Annotated in this window: 21 protein-coding genes; 18 read left to right on the plus strand and 3 right to left on the minus strand. The window is 73.7% G+C overall.

All coding sequences use genetic code 11. From position 1 onward, the window contains the following. Positions 1–7 precede the first annotated feature (7 nt). The 14 genes from CG736_RS30705 (at position 8) to glnII (ending at position 14,824) form a co-directional block, all read left to right on the plus strand. Positions 8–1,429, plus strand: coding sequence for an FAD-binding oxidoreductase (locus CG736_RS30705; protein ID WP_198520669.1), 1,422 nt, complete (start codon positions 8–10; stop codon positions 1,427–1,429). A gap of 8 nt (positions 1,430–1,437) precedes the next feature. Then, positions 1,438–2,493 (plus strand): amino acid--tRNA ligase-related protein, encoded by a 1,056-nt coding sequence (locus CG736_RS30710; protein ID WP_232734290.1) that lies wholly within the window; start codon positions 1,438–1,440, stop codon positions 2,491–2,493. Between the two features lie 63 nt (positions 2,494–2,556). Further along, a complete protein-coding gene (locus CG736_RS30715) occupies positions 2,557–3,891 on the plus strand; it encodes an MFS transporter (RefSeq protein ID WP_232734291.1) in 1,335 nt (444 codons plus the stop codon). 186 nt (positions 3,892–4,077) lie between these two features. After that, positions 4,078–5,328 carry an ATP-grasp domain-containing protein gene (locus CG736_RS30720; protein ID WP_100589414.1) on the plus strand — a complete coding sequence of 417 codons (1,251 nt, stop codon included), beginning with the start codon at positions 4,078–4,080 and terminating at the stop codon, positions 5,326–5,328. Next, positions 5,318–5,989, plus strand: coding sequence for an HAD family phosphatase (locus tag CG736_RS30725; RefSeq protein ID WP_157815804.1), 672 nt, complete (start codon positions 5,318–5,320; stop codon positions 5,987–5,989). The genes CG736_RS30720 and CG736_RS30725 overlap by 11 nt, the downstream gene beginning before the upstream one ends. Positions 5,990–6,051: 62 nt before the next feature. Further along, entirely contained in the window at positions 6,052–7,194 is a 1,143-nt protein-coding gene (locus CG736_RS30730; RefSeq protein WP_100589416.1) for a hypothetical protein, read from the plus strand. Positions 7,195–7,367: 173 nt separating this feature from the next. Next, positions 7,368–8,519, plus strand: coding sequence for a serine hydrolase (locus CG736_RS30735; RefSeq protein WP_100589417.1), 1,152 nt, complete (start codon positions 7,368–7,370; stop codon positions 8,517–8,519). 102 nt (positions 8,520–8,621) lie between these two features. Continuing rightward, positions 8,622–9,299: a response regulator transcription factor gene (locus tag CG736_RS30740; protein WP_100589514.1), complete on the plus strand. Its 678-nt coding sequence runs from the start codon at positions 8,622–8,624 to the stop codon at positions 9,297–9,299. A 39-nt stretch (positions 9,300–9,338) separates the two neighbouring features. Further along, entirely contained in the window at positions 9,339–9,485 is a 147-nt protein-coding gene (locus tag CG736_RS36665; RefSeq protein ID WP_157815805.1) for a hypothetical protein, read from the plus strand. 39 nt (positions 9,486–9,524) lie between these two features. Then, positions 9,525–10,679 carry a sensor histidine kinase gene (locus tag CG736_RS30745; RefSeq protein ID WP_100589418.1) on the plus strand — a complete coding sequence of 385 codons (1,155 nt, stop codon included), beginning with the start codon at positions 9,525–9,527 and terminating at the stop codon, positions 10,677–10,679. A gap of 103 nt (positions 10,680–10,782) precedes the next feature. Continuing rightward, the gene (locus tag CG736_RS30750; RefSeq protein WP_100589515.1) at positions 10,783–11,682 is read left to right on the plus strand and encodes an ABC transporter ATP-binding protein; all 900 of its coding nucleotides are present in this window, start codon (positions 10,783–10,785) and stop codon (positions 11,680–11,682) included. Next, positions 11,675–12,427, plus strand: coding sequence for an ABC transporter permease (locus tag CG736_RS30755; protein WP_100589419.1), 753 nt, complete (start codon positions 11,675–11,677; stop codon positions 12,425–12,427). The genes CG736_RS30750 and CG736_RS30755 overlap by 8 nt, the downstream gene beginning before the upstream one ends. Positions 12,428–12,692: 265 nt before the next feature. Next, a complete protein-coding gene (locus CG736_RS30760; protein ID WP_157815806.1) occupies positions 12,693–13,625 on the plus strand; it encodes an SCO1860 family LAETG-anchored protein in 933 nt (310 codons plus the stop codon). A 176-nt stretch (positions 13,626–13,801) separates the two neighbouring features. After that, positions 13,802–14,824, plus strand: a complete 1,023-nt coding sequence (gene glnII / locus CG736_RS30765; RefSeq protein ID WP_100589421.1) for a glutamine synthetase GlnII — start codon at positions 13,802–13,804, stop codon at positions 14,822–14,824. 73 nt (positions 14,825–14,897) lie between these two features. Here the strand turns inward: glnII and CG736_RS30770 are convergent, their stop codons facing one another. Next, positions 14,898–15,662, minus strand: a complete 765-nt coding sequence (locus CG736_RS30770) for a GNAT family N-acetyltransferase (RefSeq protein ID WP_100589422.1) — start codon at positions 15,660–15,662, stop codon at positions 14,898–14,900. Positions 15,663–15,748: 86 nt separating this feature from the next. On the opposite strand from CG736_RS30770, the gene CG736_RS30775 reads away from it, so the two are divergent. The 4 genes from CG736_RS30775 (at position 15,749) to CG736_RS30790 (ending at position 19,306) form a co-directional block, all read left to right on the plus strand. Further along, on the plus strand, positions 15,749–16,681 hold the full coding sequence (locus CG736_RS30775; protein ID WP_100589423.1) for a MerR family transcriptional regulator: 933 nt from the start codon (positions 15,749–15,751) through the stop codon (positions 16,679–16,681). Between the two features lie 80 nt (positions 16,682–16,761). Further along, positions 16,762–17,925, plus strand: a complete 1,164-nt coding sequence (locus tag CG736_RS30780; RefSeq protein WP_100589424.1) for a M48 family metalloprotease — start codon at positions 16,762–16,764, stop codon at positions 17,923–17,925. 74 nt (positions 17,926–17,999) lie between these two features. Beyond that, on the plus strand, positions 18,000–18,533 hold the full coding sequence (locus CG736_RS30785; RefSeq protein ID WP_100589425.1) for a hypothetical protein: 534 nt from the start codon (positions 18,000–18,002) through the stop codon (positions 18,531–18,533). After that, entirely contained in the window at positions 18,530–19,306 is a 777-nt protein-coding gene (locus CG736_RS30790; protein WP_100589426.1) for an MOSC domain-containing protein, read from the plus strand. Before CG736_RS30785 ends, CG736_RS30790 begins: the two co-directional genes overlap by 4 nt. Positions 19,307–19,313: 7 nt before the next feature. On the opposite strand, the gene cobC is transcribed toward CG736_RS30790, so the two are convergent. Both cobC and CG736_RS30800 read right to left on the minus strand, forming a co-directional pair. Beyond that, the gene (gene cobC, locus CG736_RS30795; RefSeq protein ID WP_100589427.1) at positions 19,314–20,354 is read right to left on the minus strand and encodes an Rv2231c family pyridoxal phosphate-dependent protein CobC; all 1,041 of its coding nucleotides are present in this window, start codon (positions 20,352–20,354) and stop codon (positions 19,314–19,316) included. After that, complete coding sequence (locus CG736_RS30800; RefSeq protein ID WP_157815807.1) at positions 20,351–20,791, minus strand: cobalamin biosynthesis protein; 441 nt, start codon at positions 20,789–20,791, stop codon at positions 20,351–20,353. Before CG736_RS30800 ends, cobC begins: the two co-directional genes overlap by 4 nt. Positions 20,792–21,038 lie beyond the last annotated feature (247 nt).

The following is a 21,038-nucleotide window of genomic DNA, read 5'->3' on the forward strand; positions in this document are numbered from 1 at the left end:
GACAGACGTGCACGAAGAGATACTCAGCGGCATCGCTCTCACCGACCTGAGGTCGGAGCACCGGGGCCCGGTCCTGGTGCTCGGGGATCCCGGCTACGACGAGGCCAGGCGGGTCTGGAACGGCATGCACGACCGCCGGCCGGCGCTGATCGCCCGCTGTCTGACCGCGTCGGACGTCAGCGCGGTGCTGCGGCACGCGGTCGCGGCGGACGTTCCGGTGACGGTGCGCGGCGGCGGCCACAACGTCGCCGGGACGGCGGTCTCCGACGACTCCGTCATGATCGACCTGTCGCTGATGCGCGCGGTGACGGTCGATCCGGCGGCCGAGCAGGCCGAGGCCGAGGGCGGCTGCCTGCTGGGCGAGGTGGACGCCGCCACGGCGCCGTACGGGCTGGCCTGCCCGGCGGGCGTGGTGTCGCACACCGGGCTCGGTGGTCTGGCGCTGGGCGGCGGCTACGGCTGGCTGGCCCGTAAGTGGGGGCTGACCTGCGACCACATCCTGGCCGCGGAGGTCGTCCTGCCGGACGGGTCGGTCGTCGAGGTGAGCGAGAGTCAGCACCCGGAGCTGCTGTGGGCGCTGCGCGGCGGTGGCGGCAACTTCGGCATCGTGACCAGGTTCACCCTTCGGCTGCGGCCGGTCGGCCCGGTGTACCACCACGCCGCGGTGTTCGGTCCGAACGAGGCTCCGGCGGCGCTGGAGCAGTACCGGCGGTTCGCCGCGGGGCAGTCGTCCGACATGCACGCCGTCGGCGCGTTCAAGGTCGCCGGGCAGCAGGAGTGGATCCCGGAGCGCCTGCGGGGTGAGCCGGCGCTGTTCCTCACCGCGGTGTGGCTGGGGGATCCGGCGGACGGACCGGCGGCCGTCGCGCCGCTGTTCGGCACGGTGGAGCCGGCCGGCTCGGTCGCCCGGGTGATGCCGTACCTGGAGCTGCAGGGCCTCGGTGACCACGGGGAGCCGCATGGGAACCGGTACTTCACCAAGTCCTGCTACCTGTCGGACCTGGCGTCCGACCCGGTGGCGGAGCTGGTCGAGGCCGCCCGTGACATCCGGTCGCCGCTCTCCTCCATCGACTTCGAGTTCCTGTGCGGCGCGATCTCCGGGCCCGCGAACGAGGATTCCGCCTTCCCCCGCCGGGAGGCGCCGTACATCTGCACCGCGTCCGCGCAGTGGATCGACCCGCAGCACGACGCGGAGAACATCGCCTGGACCCGGAACACCGTGGCGCGGCTGGCCGCCTGGACGTACGGCGGCGCCTACGTCAACTACCTCCAGGACGAGCCCGCCGACCGGGTCGTCGAGGTGTACGGCGAGGCGCGCTACCGGCGGCTGGCGGCCGTCAAGAACAGCTACGACCCGCGCAATGTCCTGCGGAGCAACCAGAACATCCGGCCCACGTCGGGCACCGCGCACCTTCCGTCCGAGAGGTAGTACTTCCAATGACGAAGCTCAGTCAGTTCCGGCCGTCCGTCCAGCCTCCGGCCACCTGGGACAGTGGCGCCGGCGCCTTCCTCACGACCCTGCGCTCGCCCTGGTACTCCCTGGTCGCCGAGCTCCAGGACACCGTGCAGGTGGCGACCGCGGACTACGCCCGATCGCGCGGGCTGAAGGCGCTCAGCCTGCCGCTCACCACCCGCACCATCACCTGCCCGTCCGGGCTGGGGAGCGACACCGAGCCGGTCGCCGTGAACGTCAGCGGGGTCGACACCTACCTGTCCGACTCGGCGCAGTTCCTGCTGGAGTACGGCTGCCAGATCGCCCCGGGCGGCTGCTACGGCATCCTGCCGTCGTTCCGCAACGAGGTGCCGGACGCGACCCACCTCAGCCAGTTCACGCACAGCGAGGCCGAGATCCCGGGTGGACTCGACGACCTGATCGACTACGTCGAGGGGTACGTGAAGGCGCTGGCCGGATCGATCCTCGACCGGTGCGGGGACCGGCTCGCCGAGGCGCGGGGCGACGTCTCCCACCTGGAGCGGATGGCGAACTCCGCCGGCGGGTTCGAGCGGCTCACCTTCGACGAGGCCGAGCGGCTGCTGCGCGACGAGGAGGGCTGCATCGGCTACGAGGGCGACGGCCGGACGCTGAACCGCAAGGGCGAGCGCCTGCTGATGGAGCGGGTGAACGAGTTCGTCTGGGTGACGCACTTCGACCACCTCACCGTCCCCTTCTACCAGGCCTTCGGGGACAACGAGGGCCGCACCGCGAAGAACGCCGACCTGCTGTTCGGGCTGGGCGAGATCGTCGGCTCGGGCGAGCGGCACACCGACGCGGAGCCCGTCCGCAAGTCGCTGGCCATGCACAACGTCCCGGAGCACGACTACGCCTGGTACGTGGACATGAAGCAGGAGATGCCGCTGCGCACGGCCGGTTTCGGCATGGGCGTCGAGCGGTTCCTGATGTGGGTGCTCGACCACCACGACATCCGCGACATTCCGCTGGTGTCCCGGGTCGGCGAGACCACGAAGTGGCCCGAGAGCGTCGACCGCCCCTAGCCGATCGCCCCCAGTGCGGCCGGTTACTACCAGTAGAGCGGAATCTGTGTGATGGAGAAGACCGTGGACGAATCCCAGGGATCCGCGGCCGAGGTGGCCACTGCCGAGGCGCCGCAGTCCTCGGACAGCGGGACGGGGGTCAGGAAGCGCGGCGGGGTGTTCGCGCAGCGGGACTTCCGCCTGCTCTGGTTCGGCGAGACGAGCAGCTCGTTCGGCAACGGCATCGCCACCGTGAGCCTGCCGCTCATCGCGGTGGTGGCGCTGCACGCCGGCCCGATGGCGGTGGGCGTGCTGGCCGCGGCGGTCTGGCTGCCGTGGCTGATCGTCGGCCTGCCGGTCGGGGCCTGGGTGGACCGGCTGCCCCGCCGTCCCGTGATGATCACCTGCAACATCGTCTCGACCGTGCTGTTCGCGAGCGTCCCGATCGCCTGGTGGCTGGACGTCCTGACGATCGGTCACCTGCTCGTGGTGGCCATGGTCACCGGCACCGCGTCGGTGTTCTTCTCGACCGCCTATCACGTCTACCTGCCGTCCATCGTGGCGGAGGACGACCTGATGGAGGCGAACGTGAAGCTCCAGGGCGCCGAGTCGGTGATGGAGGTCGTCGGTCCCGGTGCGGGCGGACTGATCGCCCAGTGGGCCGGCGCCGTCATCGGCCTGTTGACGAACGCGGTCACCTTCCTGATCTCGACCGTCTGCCTGCTGCTGATCCGGTCCCGCGAGCCCGAGCCCACCGAGCCGGAGCGCGAGGACTCCCTGCGGCAGCAGATCGCCGAGGGGCTCCGGTTCACCGTCCGTGACCCGTACCTGCTGCCCATCGTCATGTACGGCGCGCTGGCGAACCTGGCGCTGGACGGCTACCAGGCCGTCCAGATCATCTTCCTGATCCGCACCGTCGGCGCCGACCCGGCCGTGGTCGGCGGGCTGATCGCCGCCGCGGGCATCGGCGGCGTCCTCGGCGCGATGATCGCCAAGCCGATCGGGGACCGCTTCGGCACCGCCCGGGGCATGCTGATCTGCCAGCTGGGGGCGGCCCCGTTCGCCCTGCTGATGCCGCTCACGACGCCGGGCGTCGGACTGGTCTTCTTCGCCATCGGGTCGATGGCGCCGATGGTCGGCGTGGTGGCCAGCAACGCCTTCCTCAACAGCTTCCGGCAGCGGTACTGCCCGCCGAACATCCTCGGCCGGGTGGTGGCCACCACGATGTTCCTGAACTACAGCACGGTTCCGCTCGGCGCCCTGCTCGGCGGCTTCCTCGGAAGCGTCATCGGCACCCGCCCCACGATGTGGATCATGACGATCCTGCTGGTGCTGTTCGGGCTGATCCTGCTGGCCGGGCCCCTGCGGCGGGTTCGGGACTTCCCGACCGAGCCGCGGGCCGACCTCGTCGCGGCCTGACCACGGCCCGAACGAGGCCCGAGCGGGGCCTTGTCGCGGGCGGTCGCGGTCGGCAGGCGCCGGCCGCGGCTGCCGAGAACGAAGGGCGCCGGCGCGGGACGCACCGCGCCGCCGTCCACCACCAAGCCAAACGTCACGCCGTGGCGCCGCCGTGCGCCCGGACGGCCCAGAACGCGAGGTCTACCCATGAGCCAGAAGCCGGTGCTGCTCGTCGTCTACGACACCGGGAGCCTCGCGCCGACCCGGATCGCCGAGGCCGCCCGGAGCAACGGATGTGACGTCGTGTTCGTCGCCCCGGAGACGGAGCACGCGCAGGAGATGATCGTGATCCTCGAGATGTTCGGCGCGGTGGTGAACACCGTGGACCGCACCGAGGAGGACGTCCTGCGGAGCCTGCGCGAGCTGCGGCCCGCCGGCATCCTCACCTTCGGCGAGGACCAGATCCGCACCACGGCGCGGCTGGCCGAAGCGCTCGGACTCCCGTACCACCGGACCGCGGACCTGGACGCGATCACGCACAAGGACCGGCAGCGGGAGCGCTTCGCGCAGGCCGGCATCGACAGCATCGGGTTCCACACCGTCACCTCCGCCGCGCAGGCCGACGAGGCGATCGAGCTGGTCGGGCTCCCCGCCATCATCAAGCCGGTCGTCGGGGCGTCCAGCCGGAACACCGTGGCCGTGGCGACCGCCGAGGAGTGCCGCGCCGCGCTGGCCCGGATGTTCGACCAGGACTCCGGCGGGCCGGTGGAGACGGCCGTGATGGTGGAGGAACTCCTCGTCGGCCGGCCCGAACCGCGCCCGTGGGGCGACTACATCGCCGTGGACTGCGTCGCGTTCGGGGACGACGTCCGCCCGGTGTTCGTCACCAGCAAGTTCGCCCTCGCCGAGCCGTTCCGCGAACGCGGCGGCTACGGCGGGTACTCCGTGGTGCCGAAGGACGAGGTGCGCGCGGTGATCGACCTGGCGTGCGCGGCGGTTCGCGCGCTGCGGATCCACGGCGTCGCGGACGTCGAGATCAAACTGACGGCCGCCGGGCCGCGGGTCATCGAGGTCAACGGCCGGCTCGGCGCCTGGGTCGACGACCTCGCGGTGCGCTCGCGCACCAGCGACCCCGCGGACACCGCGATCCGGGCGGCGCTCGGCCGGCCCTGCGAGACCCCGGAGATCAGCACGGCCGGCCCGATCGCCTTCCACTACCTGATCGTGCCGCCCGCGGACGCCCGACGGGTCCGGGCGATCGGCGACGTGGGCGCCCTGCGGCGACTGCCGAACGTGGAACGGGTCTCCGTGCTGACCGAGCCCGGCACCGAAGTCGGCTGGCAGATCGGCGCGGAGGCCAACGTGGCGGCCGTCACCGGGGCCGTCGCGACCCATGAGGAACTGGCGGCGACGGTGGCCGCGATCGAGAGTGCGGACTGGATCAGCTATGAGTACTGAGCCCCTGACGTCGCGGGCCCCCAAGCTGGTGATCTTCGACCTGGACGGCGTCCTGGTCGACACCCAGGCGGCCGAGAACGCCGGAATCGCGTACGTGGGGGAGCTGATGGGGCTCACCCTCGACGAGGAGCGTCAACACGAGCTGTTCTCCGGCAAGAAGATGCAGGAGTGCATCGACCTGATGGCGGACCTGGCCCGGACGAGCCCGCCGGCCGACGCCGTCCCGCTCGCCCGGGCCAGGTGCGAGGAACTCATCGGCGACCGGATCGACCCCATCGACGGCGTGGCGCAGGCCCTCGAAGCGCTGGCGGACCGGGGATTCGCCATGTGCGTCGCGTCCAACAGCCCCCGCGACATCATCGAACGCCGGCTGACGAAGGCCCGGGTGCTCCGCCACTTCGGCACCCGGATCTACTCCGCCTACGAGGTCGCCGCCTGGAAGCCCGACCCCGCCCTGTTCCGCTGGGCCGCCGCGGAATGCGGCGTCCCCGCCGACGACTGCGTCGTCATCGAGGACAGCCGGGTCGGCGTCGACGCCGCGCTCGGCGCGGGCATGCGGGTCCTGCAGTACACCGCCGATCCGGCCGGAACCCCGCACCGGGACGACGTGCGGCCCTTCTTCTCGATGCGGGACCTGCCCCGGTTGATCGCCGAGCTGTAGCCCCGGTCCCGGAACGACCCCGGCCACCCGCCCCTATCCACTGCTCCTCCCGGAGGCACATCATGATGGACGACGCACGCAAGGTCATGGTCCTGGGTGCAGGCGACATCGGCCGCCGCGTGTTCCACGAACTGGCGCAGACCAGCCGTGGGCGCCACGTCGAACTCGTCGGCAGGGACCAGGAAGCCGTCGTACGAGCCGTGAACCTGGCCAGGTTCTGTGCGCTGCAGCGCGGATTCTCGTCCACGGTCAGCGGCTCGGTCAGCGACCTGACCGACACCGCCCGCACCGCCGAGCGGATCGCGGAGTTCGCCCCCGACGTCATCTTCCTCGCCGTCAGCTACCAGTCCTGGTGGGTGATCTCGACCCTGCCCCAGGACTCCTTCGCGCGGCTGTACGCCGCCAACTTCGGCCCCTGGCTGCCCATGCACCTGGTCCCCGTGATGAAGGCCATGGAAGCGGTCAAGCTGTCCGGCAGCCAGGCCGTCGTGGTGAACGCCGCCTACCCGGACGCCGTCCACCCCGCGCTCTCCGCGGCCGGACTCTCGCCGGACCTCGGCATCGGCAATGTCGCCAACAACGTCCCCGGCATCCAGGCCGTGGTGGCCGACACCCTCGGCTGCGCCGCCGCGGAGCTGGAGGTGCGACTCGTCGCCCACCACTACGTCTCCCACCGGCTGTCCCGCCACGGCGACAGCGACCCCGCCGCCATGGGCCTGGCCGTGCTGCGGCAGGGCCACGACATCACCGCGGACCTCGACCTGCCGGCCCTGCTCAAGCGCCTTCCGCACGAATACCGCCGCACCGGCGGCCTGGCCGGCCACGCCATGACCGCCACCTCGGCCCTCAGCGTCCTCGAACCCCTGGTCGACGAGCGCGACGCCCTCGTCCACGCACCGGGCCCGGACGGCATGCTCGGCGGCTACCCGGTGGCCCTGGAAGGCGGAAAGATCCAGCTCCGCCTGCCGGAGGGGATGACCTCGGAGGAGGCCCTCGCCATCAACGTCTCGGGCCAACTCGCCGACGGCATCAGCGAGATCCGCCCGGACGGCACGGTGCGCTTCGAACCGGGAGCGATGCAGATCCTCACCGAAGAGATCGGCTACTCCTGCGACGAGATGCCCCTCGCGGAGGCGGAGGCCCGGGCGCAGGAGATCGCCGACCGGTTCGCCAAGTACCGGGCACACGCCGGGACTTCACGCTAGGCCCCGTCCGGCCGGCCGGGAGTGGTCGACCGGCGAACCCTCACCCGACCCCGAGGCCCGGCGCCGAATCCTCCGGGTGCTCCTCGTCCGTACGGCCGATCCCCTCACCCGGCCGGTCCGCCGAGCCTGGTGGGTGGGCGAATGTCCGTGAGGGCGAGGGGAGTTGAGGTGTCATGCGACATCTGAGGGCGGCTGCTGCGGCCGTGCTCGCCGGCTGCGTGCTGCTGGGGGCGGGCGCCCCCGGGGCGCAGGCGGCGGATCGGGGTCCGGGCCCGGCGGACTCGGGCGAACTGCGGCTGCTGCTCGACCGGTTGACCGCCGACGGCGCGGTGGGGGCGGTCGCCGAAGTCCGGCGGGGAGCGGCCGTGCGGCGGGCGGGGAGCGGGCGGACGACCCTGACGGGCGGCCGGCCGGTGCCCGCCGACGCCAGGTTCCGGGCCGGAAGCGTCACCAAGACGTTCACCGCCACGGTTGTGCTGCAACTGGTCGGGGAGGGACGGCTGCGCCTGGACGACACCGTACGGTCGTTGGCGCCCGGCCTGCTCTCCGCGCCCGGCAGCGAGCGGATCACCGTCAAGGAGCTGCTGGACCATTCGAGCGGCCTGCCCGAGTACACCGACGGCCTGGTGCGGGGCGATGCGCCGATCGACCGCTTCCGGACCTGGACCGCCGCCGAGCTGATCCGCCGGGTCGCCGCGGAGCCGCTGCTCTTCGCGCCGGGCGGGGCGCACCACTACTCGAACACCGACTACCTGGTCCTCGGGGAGCTGATCGAACGGACCACGGGCGACTCCTACGCCACCGAGATCGACCGCCGGATCCTGCGGCCGCTCGGTCTGCGCGACACCCGCCTCCCGGGTTCCTCCCCCGCCCTCCCGGGCCCGCACGCCCACGCCTACGAGCCGGCCGCCCTGCCCGACGGCAGCGTGCGACCCGTCGACTTCACCGTCGTCAACCTGTCGATCGCCGCGGCCGCCGGGGACCTCGTCTCCACGACCGCCGACCTCGACCGCTTCTATGCCGCGCTGCTCACCGGCCAGCTGCTCACCCCGGCCCTGCTGCGAGCGATGACCGACCCGTCGGCGGGCGGCTGGGGGCTCGGGCTGGAACTCGCCGACCTCCCGTGCGGCCCGATCGCCGGCCACGGCGGCGGCGCGGCCGGCTACCACACGCTCTCCTTCCACTCCCTCGACGGCAGCCGCCAGGTGACGCTCGACTGGACCGCCTGGGGCCCGGGCGATCCGCTGCCGGCGGCCCGGGCGTTGCTGGCTCGGGCGCTCTGCCCGGGAGTTGACGACAAGTCGGAGGTGGCGCCTCGCAGGTGAACCGGCGAGCCCGGACTCCCGGCGTCGTGCTTCGCCCTCGGCCGACCGGGCCACCGGCAGCAGGAGCTTCGGCGCCGGCCCGCGGCGCATACAGTGGGGGCCATGGCGGGCGAGATTCGGGTGCTGATCGCGGACGACCAGGCGCTGCTGCGCGGCAGTTTCCGGCTGTTGGTGGATTCCACGCCCGGTCTGGTGGCCGCGGGGGAGGCCGCCGACGGGGCGGCGGCCGTCCGGCTCGCGCGGCAACTGCGGCCGGATGTCGTGCTGATGGACCTTCGGATGCCGGTGCTCGACGGCATCGCCGCCACCCGGGAGATCTGCTCCGATCCGGAGTCGGCGGGCGTCCGGGTGCTGGCGCTGACCATGTTCGACCTGGACGAGTACGTGTATCCGGCACTCCGGGCGGGGGCCAGTGGCTTCCTGCTGAAGGACGCCACACCGGCCGACCTGGTGGCGGGGATCCGGACCGTCGCGGCGGGGGAGGGCATCCTGTCGCCGACGGTGACCCGGCGGTTGATCGCGGACGTGTCCCGGAACGCCGGACCGGCCCGGCCCGAGCCGCGGCTGGTCGGGCTGACCCGCCGCGAGCACGAGGTGCTGGTCCAGATCGCCAACGGGCTCTCCAACCAGGAGATCGCCGAGCATTTGGTGATCAGCCTGCCCACGGTGAAGTCCCATGTCGGCAGCCTGCTGGCCAAGTTGAGCGCCCGGGACCGAGCCCAGCTGGTGATCGTCGCCTACGAGGCCGGCATCGCCGAGCCCGGCATGCCGCAGCTCTGACGCCGACCTCCGGTTCGGGCAGGCCGTAGCGTTGTCGGCATGCTGTCCGCATTCCGAAAGGCCGCCGCTGTACGGCAGTTGATCGCGGTCGACGCCGCTGCCGCGGTGGGGCTGGTGCTGCTCCCGGCGCTGTCCCCGTTGCGGCGGCAGGCCGGCGACGGCGTGCCTGGCATGCCGCAGCTCTGAAGCGGACCGCCGGTTCGGGCAGGCCGTAGCGTTGTCGGCATGCTGTCCGCATTCCGAAAGGCCTCCGCTGTACGGCAGTTGATCGCGGTCGACGCCGCTGCCGCGGTGGGGCTGGTGCTGCTCCCGGCGCTGTCCCCGTTGCGGCGGCAGGCCGGCGACGGCGTGCCGGGCTGGGTGCTGTGGGCGGCGGCCGTGGCGGCCGCGGCGCCCCTGGTGGTGCGGCGGATCAGGCCGTGGCCGGTGTTCCTCACGGTGCTCGCGGTGGCCGTGGGCTCGATCCCGCTGGGCCTGGCTCCGACCGCGTTCCTGGCCGCCGCTTTCGCGGCGTACCCGGTCGCGCTGCGGACCGGCCCGCCGCCGTTCGGGCGGGGCGCGGCGATGATCGGCGGGACGAGCACGGCGGGCGTGGTCCTGCTGACCGTCGGCGGCAGTCCGCACTACCCGGGCGGGACGCAGGCGGTGCAGGTGCTCTTCGGCGTGCTGGTGCTCGGCGCCACCTGGGCGGCCGGCCTCGCCGTGCGGGAGCGCCGGGAAGGCGTGCGCCGGACGATCGAGCAGGCCGGGGAGCGGGCCAGGCGGGAGGAGCGGCTGCGGATCGCCCGGGACATCCACGACGTGGTCACCCACAGCGTGGGCCTGATCGCGGTCAAGGCGGGCATCGCCAACCACGTCGCCGCCACCCGTCCCGAGGAGGCCGGGCTCGCGCTCACCGCCATCGAGGAGATCAGCCGGAAGGCGTTGAGCGACCTGCGCGCGACCCTCGTGGTGCTGCGCGGCGAGGACGGCTCCGACGGGGGCGACCTGCGGCCGGCCCGGGGTCTGGCCGACCTGCCCGAGCTGGTCCGCGCCGCCGAACTCGCGGGGGTCCGGGTCGAGTTGACGACGCGCTGCGCGGTGGAGCCGCCGGGCGGTGTCGCGCTCGCCGGGTACCGCATCGTGCAGGAGGCGCTGACCAACACCGCCAAGCACGCCGCCCCCACCCGCTGCCGGGTCCGGGTGGTCGCGGCCGACGGCGGACTGACCGTCGAGGTGGCCGACGACGGGCCGTCCGGCGGCGGGCCGGCCGGGCCGGTGCCCGGCAGCGGCCTCGGCCTGCTCGGCATGCGGGAGCGGGCCCACGCCCACGGCGGCACCCTCACGGCCGGGCCCGGCGACGGCGGCGGCTGGACCGTCCGCGCGGTGCTGCCGTACTGACGGAATCTCATCCCCGGGTAGGGGTTCGGGCGCCGGCCCGGGGCCGGCGGGACCGGACCGGGGTCCGATGCGGCGCCAGCGCCACCCGCCGAGACTGGACGGCGTGATCGACGTCAACGACCTGACCAAGCGGTACGGCCGGCACACCGCCGTGGAGGGGCTGACCTTCGCCGCCCGGCCCGGCACGGTGACCGGATTCCTGGGCCCGAACGGCGCCGGGAAGACCACCACCATGCGGATGATCCTCGGCCTGACCCGCCCGGACGGCGGCAGCGCCCTGATCAACGGCCTGCCGTACCGTCAACTGCGGTTACCCGTAAGGCAGGTCGGCGCCCTGCTGGAGGGCGGCGGGGCGCACCGCGGCCTCACCGCCCGCGACCACCTGCGCTGGCTGGCCCGGAGCAACGGCATCGCGCCCGAGCGGGTCGGCCGGATGCTCGACCTGACGGGCCTCGGCGCGGCGGCCGGCAAGCGGGTCGGGGCGCTGTCCCTCGGCATGTCCCAGCGCCTGGGGCTGGCTGCGGCGCTGCTCGGCGACCCGCCGGTGCTGGTGCTGGACGAGCCGGCCAACGGCCTCGACGCGGAAGGCATCCGCCGGCTGCGGGAACTGCTGCGGGCGATGGCTGCGGACGGGCGCACGGTGTTCGTGTCCAGCCACCTGATGGCCGAGACGGCGATGGTGGCGGACCGGCTGGTGGTGGTCGACCGCGGCCGACTGGTCGCGGACGCCCCGCTGGCGGAGTTCCTGGCCCGGCACGCCCGCTCGCACGTCCAGGTCCGCACCCCCGAACCGGCTTCGTTGGCAGCCGAGTTGCAGCGGGTCGGCGCCACCGTGCGGCGCACCGGGGACGGCAGCCTCCAGGTCACCGGGCTGCCCGCGGCCGAGATCGGCCGGCTGGCCGCCGCCCGCGGCCTGGCGCTCGACGAACTGGGCGCCCGGACCGAGTCGTTGGAGGAGACCTTCCTCGCCCTGCTCGCCGCGAGGAGCGACGCCCGTGCCTGAGACCCTGGCCGCCCTGCGCGGCGAACTCGTCAAGCTGCGCAGGGTGCGCGGCACCTTCCTCGCGCTGCTGCTGTTCGCCCCGGTCAGCCTGGGGATCGGCGCCCTCGACGGGGTCTCCGCGCGCTCCGCGCTGGACGCGCACAACCCGCTGCTGCGCGCCGACTTCACCCCGGAGCAGACCGGCCTGGACGGCATCCAGTACGGCCAGCTCGCCCTGATCGTCTTCGCGGTGCTGGCGGTGGCCGGCGAGTACGGCTCGGGCCTGCTGCGGACTTCACTGCTGGCCGTGCCCGACCGGGGCCGGCTCTACCTGGCGAAGACCGTCGCGACGGCCCTGGCGGCCCTCGCGGTCGGCGCCCCCGTGACGGTGGCCGGCTACCTGGTCACCCAGTGCGCGCTCGGCCCGCACGGCGCGGGCCTCGGCGCCGCCGGCGTCCCCGTCGCGCTGCTCGGCGCGGCCTGCTACCTGGTGCTGATGAGCCTGTTCGCGGCCGGCCTCGCCGCGGCGGCGCGCAACGCCGTCGTCCCGCTGGTCGTCCTGCTGCCCATGGTGCTGGCCGGCTCGCACCTGCTGTCGCTGCTCGGTGCGACCCGGCAGCTCGCCCACTACCTGCCCGACCGGGCCGGCGCCGAGCTGCTCACGGTGGGCTCCCACGACCAACTCCGCGGCCTGCTGGTGCTGTCGGCCTGGACGGCCGCCGCACTGGCCCTCGGCCTCCTGCGGCTGCGCCGCTGGGACGGCTGACGGATGGCCAGTTGCCGGTGGTGTCCGGACAGGCCCGCGCCCTTTCCCGGTGGGAAGGCTCCGATGCGTGCCGGAATCTCTCCGGAAAAGGTCAGTCCGGATCGTCAACCTCACCCGAAGGAGTGAACTGACGCTCCGTGTTGCTGAGGTGACGCAGGGTTCGAGAAGACTGGCGGCAGTCGAGAGCGCGAACCCCTCCCCGTGCGTGGTGCCGGGTGAGGTCGCGGGTGCGCTCTGCCGTTCACCATGTGTGGGGGTTCCTGTCATGTCTGTTCTGCGCACGGTTGCCGTGTCCGCCCTGGCCGCGTCCGCCCTCGCGGTCGCGCTTCCGCTGCCGGCCTACGCCGCCGACGCCGGTACGCCCGCGAAGCCCGGGAAGGCGCGTGCGGTGACGGCCGAACTCGCCCTGGACGTCACGCTGTTGAATACGGTGAAGGTGCCCGTCGACGTGGCGCTGAACAAGGTGGAGTCGCCGGCCCAGCGGGACGGGGCGATGCTCACCGCGGCGGTCGACGGGGTGGCCAACGGGCAGCCGGTGACCCTGGTGAAGGCGCAGGTCGGCAAGTCCGTGACCAAGACGGACGCCAACCAGGCCACCGCCTCCGTGCAGTTGGTCGGCGCGGACGTGCACGTCCCCGGGCTGCCGCTGACCACGCTGCTCGGGCTGGATGCGATGAGCGCCGAGGTCAGCTGCCCGGTGAACGGACAGCCGACCGCCAAGGTGACCGCCCCGGCGAAGCTCACGGTGCTCGGGAAGTCGGTGACGCTGGGCCTCAACTCGCCCACCCACGTGGACGTTCCGACGATCGGCTCGGTGGACGTCGAGTTCTCGAAGAAGACCGTCACCAGCAGCACCGCCGCCGCCTCCGCGCTGGAGGTGCAGGTGTCGATCAACCCGCTGAACCTGAACGTCGCCAAGGTGGACGGCAAGGTGACGGTCGCCGCGGTGTCGTGCGAGAAGCCGGTGGCGGCGGTGGTGCCGGCCGCGGCCTCGTCCGCCGCGCCGAACCCGTCCGGCGCCGCGTCGGGGACGGCGCAGAACCGGACGACGCCGAAGGACGCCGGTGAGGAACTGGCGTACACCGGCTCGACCGGCACCACCGCGCTGGCCGCCGGCGGCGTCACGCTGGTGGTGGCCGGCGGGGCCGCCGTGTGGATGACCCGTCGTCGGCGCGCCGCGCACGCCCGCCACCGCTGAGCACGCCCGCGGTGCCCCAGTGACATGCCTGCGTAACGGGAGTGACCCTCCCGGACAGTGAGCATGTCACTGCGCACCGTTGGTTCACATGGGCGTTACATCGGAGGAACAACCGGGAAACGGCGGCTTGCGAGGCTACGCAGGCACCCACCACCCGAGCAGTGAGGTTCACCGCGATGGCAATCAAGGCCGAGTACATCTGGATCGACGGCACCAAGCCGACCGCGAAGCTGCGTTCCAAGACTCGTGTCCTGCCGAACGCGGACAAGATCCCCACCTGGGGCTTCGACGGCTCCTCGACCAACCAGGCCGAGGGCCACGCCTCGGACCGCGTGCTCGACCCGGTGCGCGTCGTTCCGGACCCGATCCGCGGCGGCGAGCACATCCTGGTGCTGTGCGAGGTGCTGGAGACCAACGGCACCCCCCACGAGTCCAACAACCGCGCCCTGCTGCGCGAGGTCGCCGAGCGCTACGCCGACCAGGAGTCGATCTTCGGCATCGAGCAGGAGTACACCTTCTTCAAGGGCTCCCGCCCGCTCGGCTTCCCGGAGGGCGGCTACCCGGCCCCGCAGGGCGGCTACTACTGCGGCGTGGGCGCCGAGGAGGTCTTCGGTCGCGAGATCGTCGAGCTGCACCTCGACCGCTGCATCGGCGCCGGCCTGGCGATCTGCGGCATCAACGCCGAGGTCATGCCCGGCCAGTGGGAGTTCCAGATCGGCCCGGTCGACGCGCTGACCGTGTCGGACGACATGTGGATCGCCCGCTACCTGCTCTACCGCACCGCCGAGGAGTTCGGCATCGACGCCACCCTGGACGCCAAGCCGGCCCGTGGCGACTGGAACGGCGCGGGCGCCCACACCAACTTCTCCACCAAGGCGATGCGCGAGGGCTACGAGGCCATCATCACCGCCTGCGAGTCGCTCGGCGCCTCCCAGGAGAAGGTGCTGGAGCACGTCAACCAGTACGGTGACGACATCCAGTCCCGCCTGACCGGCAAGCACGAGACCGCCCCGTGGAACGTCTACTCGTACGGCGTCTCCAACCGCGGCGCGTCGGTCCGCATCCCGTGGCAGGTCGAGGTGGACCAGAAGGGCTACATCGAGGACCGCCGCCCGAACGCGAACGTCGACCCGTACGTGGTCACCCGCCTCATGATCAACACCTGCTGCGAGGCCCTGGAGAAGGCCGGCCAGGTCTGATCCGCCGCACGTCGTACGACGGCGCCCGCCGAACCCCTGCTCGGGGGGTCGGCGGGCGCCGTCGTCGCCGTCGTCACATCCGGACGAAGCCGTGGGTGCGGCCCACCGTCACGAAACCGCGGCGGGCGTACCACTGCTGCGGCCAGTCCTCGGCGTCCGCGACCAGGAAACGCAGGCCGTCCGGGGCCTGTTCGGCGGCCAGGTGCAGGGCCGTGGTCAGCACCCGGTCCGCGAGGCCGCGGCGCTGGCGGTGCTCCGCCGTCGCCAGGTCCTCGATCTGCGCGGTGCCCGCCGCGTCCTGGTACAGGTCCGCCCAGGCGCCGAACTGGCCGTCCGCGTCCCGGGCGGCCAGGATCAGCACCCGGTCCGCGCCGGCCTCGCGGGCGGTCCGCCGCGACACCAGCTGGGCGATCGAGTCGTCCGCCGCCCACGGCAGCCAGCTGCGCCACTGGCGCTCCAGCACCGGTGCCAGCTCGGCGAGTCCGACCTGCTCCGCGCCGCCCGGGGCCGGCACCGGGCCCCGGTGGACCATCACCAGCTCCACCTCGTGCTGGTACCCGGCCGCGACCAGCCCCGGCGCCAGCGCCTGCCCGGCCGCCTCGTCGAACACCGCGATCCGCCGGTGCCCGAGGTGCCCCAGCACCTCCTCGGCCAGCCCCGCGACGTCCACCCCGCTCGGCGGCACGTCCAGGACCAGCTGATTGTGCTCGTGCGAATACTGGTACCGCTCGCTCAACACCGCGAACCCGCCCGGCAGTTCCACCACCTCGTCGGCCTGCCGACGGGCGAACCCGCGACGGAACTCCAGCGCTGTCCGCAAACTCTCCTCGCCCACCATCCGGCCATCGTAGGCCGGGCCGACGGATGTACCCGAAGGAATATTCGGCTTGAGTCTCCCGTGGGGGGAGACCCCACAGTGGGGCCATGGACGGCGAAGAACTGGTGACGATCGGCGAGTTGGCGCGGCGGACCGGACTGACGGTGAAGACCGTCCGGTACTACGCGGACACCGGGCTGGCGCCGTCCACCGACCGCAGCCCCGCCGGGTACCGCCGGTACGGGGCGCAGGCCGTGGCGCGACTGCAACTGGTGCGCACCCTGCGCGAGTTGGGCCTCGACCTGGGGACCGTCCGCCGGGTGCTGGACCGGGAGAGCGCGGTCGGCGAGGTGGCCCGCGCCCACGCGGACGCCCTGGACGTGCAGATCCGGACGCTGCGGCTGCGCCGGGCCGTGCTCCGCGCGGTCGCCGAACAGGGAAGCGAAGGAGAGGAGATCGCGATGATGCACCGACTGGCGAAGCTGTCCGACGAGGAACGCCGCCGCATGATCGAGGAGTTCGTCGAGGACACCTTCGGCACGGCGGACGCCAACCCCGAACTGGTGGAACTGCTCCGCACGGCCGTGCCGGAACTGCCCGAGGAGCCCGGCCCCGCCCAGGTCGCGGCCTGGGCCGAGCTCGCCGAACTGACCCGCGACGAGGACTTCCGCGCCTCGCTGCGCCGGATGGCCGCCTACCAGGCCGCGGAACGCGCCGCCGGCGACACCACCGGGCTGCACCACCGGCTGACCGAACAGGTCCGCGAGGCCGTCGGCGGGGCGCTGGCGGCCGGTGTCGCCCCGGACTCGGCCCGGGCCGGACAGGTGGTGGCCGGCCTGACGGCCCGGTACGCGCGGGTGTTCGGGCGGCCGGACGACGCCGCGCTCCGGGCCTGGCTGCTGACCAGGCTGGAGGTGGCGGGCGACCCCCGGGTGGAGCGCTACTGGGAGCTGCTGGCCCGGATCAACGGCTGGCCGGCGCCGTCGTCGCTGGGGCCGGTGTTCGCGTGGTTCACCGCGGCGCTGCGCGCGGCGGCCTGACGGCAGGACGGGCCGCGCGGTGCACGGCGGCGCTGCGCGCGCAGGGGTTCGACGGAGCGCCGGGTCACTACGCTGGGGGCATGGCCGACACACCGCCCTCCGTCCCGTCCGGCGACTTCACCCCGCAGGAGCTGGCCCGCGGCCGGGCGTTGCGGCGGGCCCAGCTGCCGTGGGCGCTCGGCGGGCAGCTGGCCTCGCTGGCGCTGTCGGCGGTGCTCGGGTTCACGGCGGCCGGGGCGGGGCTGGTAACGGCGGTCGGCGGATGGTTCGGGGGCAGTTGGGCGGCCGAGGTGCTGGCCGGGAGCGCGGCGCTGGTGCTTCTCGGACGGGTGGTGACGCTGCCGTTCGCTGCCGAGGTCCGCACCGCCCGCGCCCGGTTCGGCCTGGTCACCCAGGGCTGGAAGGGCTGGGCGGTGGACGCGGTGCGCGGAACGGCGGTGGCCCTGGCGCTGTTCCTGCCGCTCGCGCTCGGCCTGTACGCGCTGATCGGGCACTCGCCGACCGGTTGGTGGGCGCCCGGCGCCCTGGCCGCGGCGCTGCTGACGGTGGCGCTGTCGTTCCTGCACCCGCTGGTCCTCGAACCGCTGTTCAACCGCTTCACCCCGATGCCGGACGGCGAACTGCGCACCACCCTGCTGGAGTTGGCCCGTCGCGACGGCATCGCGGTGCGCGACGTGCTGGTCGCCGACGCGTCCCGCCGGACCACCGCGCTGAACGCGTACGTCTCCGGCTTCGGCCCGACCCGGCGGATCGTGGTCTACGACACCCTGCTGCGGACCGCCGAGCCGTGCGAGGTCGAACTCGTCGCCGCGCACGAACTCGGCCACGTCAAGCACCGCGACGTCGCCACCGGCACCGTCCTGGGGGCGATCGGCGCGGCCGTCGTGGTGCCGGTGCTGGCGGCGCTGCTCGCCTGGCAGCCGCTGCTCGACGCCGCGGGCGCCGCGCACCCGCAGGACCCGCGTTCCCTCCCGCTGCTCGCCGCGCTCGCCGCCCTGCTCGGGGCCGCCAGCACCCCCGCCCAGTGCACGGTCAGCCGCCGGATCGAGACCCGTGCCGACCGTCACGCCCTCGAACTGACCGGTGACGCCGAGCAGTTCATCGCCATGCAGCGCCGCCTCACCGTCGCCAACGTCGCCGACCCGAACCCGCCCCGCGTCCTCGAACTGCTCCTCTCCACCCACCCCAGCGCCACCCGCCGCATCGCCGCCGCCCGCAACTGGCGGGCCGCGCAGCCGTCCTGACGCAAAGCGGTGGCCGGGCGGGCCCGGTGCGGGAGAGAATCCGGCACCGAGCACCGAGCACCCAGGAGGCGTACATGGCGGACCGGCCGCTGCTGATGCTGGACGTCGACGGCCCGATAGCCCCGTACGGCAGGTTCCGGCGGCCCGGCGGCTACCGGACGCGCCGGGTGCAGTCGCGGGCCTGGCACCGGCGGCAGCTCGACCAGGGCGTGCGCAGGCCGAAGCCGCTGCGGGTCTGGCTGCACCCCGACCACGGACCGTCCCTGCTGGCCTTGCCGTACAGCCCGGTGTGGGCGACGGCCTGGCGGGAGGAGGCGGACGAGCTCCTGGCGCCGCTGCTCGGGCTGCCCAGGTTCCCGTACGTGAACTGGGAGTCGATGCACCACGGCGACCCGGACGGGCTGCACTGGAAGACCCGGCAGCTGGTGGCGTGGGCCGACCAGCAGCCGTTCGCCTGGGTGGACGACGAGATCGAACCGCAGGACACCGAGTGGATCGCCGCCAACCACCCGGGCCCGGCGCTCACCCTGAAGATCGACCACCGGTACGGGCTTCAGCCCGAACACTTCGCACAACTCACCGCCTGGGCCGAGGAGCTGGACCGTTGAGAGTCGCCGCGCTGTACCGCCACCCCGTGAAGTCGATGCTCGGCGAGGAGGTCTCCCGGGCCCGGATCGACGAGCACGGCGTCGAGGGCGACCGCCGCCGGGCCCTGCTGGACGTCACCACCGGCCGGGTCGCCAGCGCCAAACAGCCGCGCGCCTGGCGGCAGTTGCTCACCCTGCGCGCCGAGACCAAGGACGACGGCGTGCGGATCACCGGCCCCGACGGCGGCGAGCTGGACGAGGACGCGATCAGCGCGCTGGTGGGCCGACCCGTCCGGCTGATCACCGAACGGCCGCCCGGCTCCGTGCTGCTGCGCTCGGTGCCCGAACAGGTGCTGGCCGACGGCATCGAGGCCGAAGTGGAGTACACCGTCCAGGACTTCGGCAAGGCGGCGGCCCCCGGCAGCTTCTTCGACTTCGCCCCGCTGCACCTGGTCACCACCGCCACCCTGGCCGGCACGCCCGCCGCCCGCTACCGCCCCAACCTGGTCCTGGAGACGGACGGGGAGCCGTTCGCGGAGAACGACTGGGTCGGCCGCGAGCTCACCGTCGGCGCGGACCTGCGGCTGCGCCTGATCGCCGCCAGCCCGCGCTGCGCCGTTCCCACCCTCGCGCACGGCGAGCTGCCCGCCGACCCGGAGGCGCTGCGCCGCCCGGCCCGGCTCAACCGGGTCGTGCCGCTGCCCGGCATGGATCCGCTGCCCTGCCTGGGGGTGTACGCGCAGATCCTCGCCCCGGGCACGGTGGAGGCCGGGGACGAGGTCGAGCTGCACTGACGCGGCGTCAGCCGGGGATCGCGGCCGCCAGGGCGTCGAGGAAGCGGTCGGTGGTGTCGCGGTCGCGGACGGCCAGCCGCAGCCAGTCGGGGCCGAGGCCGGGGAAGGTGTCGCCGCGGCGGACGGCGAACCCGGCGGTGCGCAGGCGGTCGCGGACGGCGGCGGCGTCCGGGAGCCGGATCAGCACGAAGGAGGCCGCCGGCTCGCCGTGCACCCGGACGTCCGGGAGTGCGGCGAGGCCCTTCAGCAGGTGCTCGCGGTCGAGCGCGGTGGTGCGGGCGGCGTCGTCGGCCTCGGCGAGGGCGGCGGGCGTGGAGCAGAGTTCGGCGGCGGCCAGCGCGGGAGCGGAGACCGGCCACAGGGGCTGGGCGGCGGCGAGTTCGGCGACCAGGTCGGCGGGGGCGAGCAGGTAGCCGATCCGCAGGCCGGCCAGGCCCCAGGTCTTGGTGAGGCTGCGCAGCACCACCACCCGGCCGGGCAGGTCGCGGGCCCCGGCGAGGGTCTGGGTCTCGCCCGGATCGGTGTCCATGAACGCCTCGTCGACCACCAGGGTCCGCCCGGGCCGGGCGAGTTCGGCCAGTGCGGCGGCCGGGTGCAGGATGGAGGTGGGGTTGGTGGGGTTGCCGACCACCACCAGGTCGGCGTCCTCCGGAACGGCCCCGGGCCGCAGGCGGAAGCCCTGCTCCGGTGTGAGGAGGACCCGGTGGACGGTGTGCCCGGCGTCCCGCAGCGCCGCCTCCGGTTCGGTGAACTGCGGGTGCACCACCACCGCGTGGCGCGGCCGCAGCACTCGGGCGAGCAGCACGAACGCCTCGGCCGCGCCGGAGGTGAGCAGCACCTCGGCGACCGGCCGCCCGTGCCGCGCGGCGACGGCGGCACGGGCCGCGGTGCCGTCCGGGTAGGCGGCCAGCGTGTCCAGCGTGGCGGCGAGGTGCGCGCGCAGCCACGGCGGCGGGGTGCCGGTGCGGACGTTCACCGCGAGGTCGACCAGTCCGGCGGAGCGGACTTCGGCGTCGCCGTGATGGCGCAGATCGGGCTCGGCGTTCACCTGGTGGCCTCCTGGGGCGGGGCGGCGGTTGCGGGGGCGCTCTCCGCGAGCGCGGCGGTGGCCGCCGCCGAGGCGGTGCGCGGCGCCAGCAGGCGGCCGCCCGGTCCGGCGGAGGCCAGCGCGGCGGCCTCGGCGACGCTCGGGGTGCCGACCGCCGCGGCCACCCGGGCGGAGCCGGCCACCGGGACGGCGGCCAGCACGGCGGCCGGGTGGCCGACCGCGGGGACGTTCAACTCCCGTGCGGCGGCGCGCAGTCCGGGCTCGGCGAGCTTGCGGTCCAGGGTGGCGACCAGGGTGACGGCGGAGCGGTCGAGGCCGCAGGCGGCGAGGGCGGCGTCGGCGGTGCGGAGCAGTTCGGCGGCGGGGGCGCCGCGGCGCAGCCCGAGGCCGAGCACCACGCGGGGGGCGGGCGGCGGAGAAGCGAAGGCGGCTGTCACGCCCGGCCCTCCCGTTCCTCGTTCACCGTGCCGGTCGTGCGCGCCGGGCCGGAAAGATCCCACCATGTCGGTCCGAGGCGGGTCAATCGGGACAGGTGTGAGCCGCGCCGCTCCGCTGGCCGAAAAGCGCCGGGGCGGCCTTGTCGGCCGACCAAGCGTTCGCTTGTTCTTAACCTGTCAAAAGCTTCGTCGGCCACCGCCCGCGCCTAGGGTTTCCGGCGCTCCAACAAGCGCGCCCCACCAGCCC

This window comes from Kitasatospora sp. CB02891 (genome assembly GCF_002803145.1).
In the GTDB taxonomy this organism is placed as follows: domain Bacteria; phylum Actinomycetota; class Actinomycetes; order Streptomycetales; family Streptomycetaceae; genus Kitasatospora; species Kitasatospora griseola.

Bases quoted from the DNA above. Each gene is read 5' to 3' on its own strand.
- CG736_RS30710 (WP_232734290.1), top strand. From the start codon at position 1,438: ATGACGAAGCTCAGTCAGTTCCGGCCGTCCGTCCAGCCTCCGGCCACC.
- CG736_RS30720 (WP_100589414.1), top strand. From the start codon at position 4,078: ATGAGCCAGAAGCCGGTGCTGCTCGTCGTCTACGACACCGGGAGCCTC.
- CG736_RS30725 (WP_157815804.1), top strand. From the start codon at position 5,318: ATGAGTACTGAGCCCCTGACGTCGCGGGCCCCCAAGCTGGTGATCTTC.
- CG736_RS30730 (WP_100589416.1), top strand. From the start codon at position 6,052: ATGATGGACGACGCACGCAAGGTCATGGTCCTGGGTGCAGGCGACATC.
- CG736_RS30735 (WP_100589417.1), top strand. From the start codon at position 7,368: ATGCGACATCTGAGGGCGGCTGCTGCGGCCGTGCTCGCCGGCTGCGTG.
- CG736_RS30740 (WP_100589514.1), top strand. From the start codon at position 8,622: ATGGCGGGCGAGATTCGGGTGCTGATCGCGGACGACCAGGCGCTGCTG.
- CG736_RS36665 (WP_157815805.1), top strand. From the start codon at position 9,339: ATGCTGTCCGCATTCCGAAAGGCCGCCGCTGTACGGCAGTTGATCGCG.
- CG736_RS30745 (WP_100589418.1), top strand. From the start codon at position 9,525: ATGCTGTCCGCATTCCGAAAGGCCTCCGCTGTACGGCAGTTGATCGCG.
- CG736_RS30760 (WP_157815806.1), top strand. From the start codon at position 12,693: ATGTCTGTTCTGCGCACGGTTGCCGTGTCCGCCCTGGCCGCGTCCGCC.
- glnII (WP_100589421.1), top strand. From the start codon at position 13,802: ATGGCAATCAAGGCCGAGTACATCTGGATCGACGGCACCAAGCCGACC.
- CG736_RS30770 (WP_100589422.1), bottom strand. From the start codon at position 15,662: ATGGTGGGCGAGGAGAGTTTGCGGACAGCGCTGGAGTTCCGTCGCGGG.
- CG736_RS30775 (WP_100589423.1), top strand. From the start codon at position 15,749: ATGGACGGCGAAGAACTGGTGACGATCGGCGAGTTGGCGCGGCGGACC.
- CG736_RS30780 (WP_100589424.1), top strand. From the start codon at position 16,762: ATGGCCGACACACCGCCCTCCGTCCCGTCCGGCGACTTCACCCCGCAG.
- CG736_RS30785 (WP_100589425.1), top strand. From the start codon at position 18,000: ATGGCGGACCGGCCGCTGCTGATGCTGGACGTCGACGGCCCGATAGCC.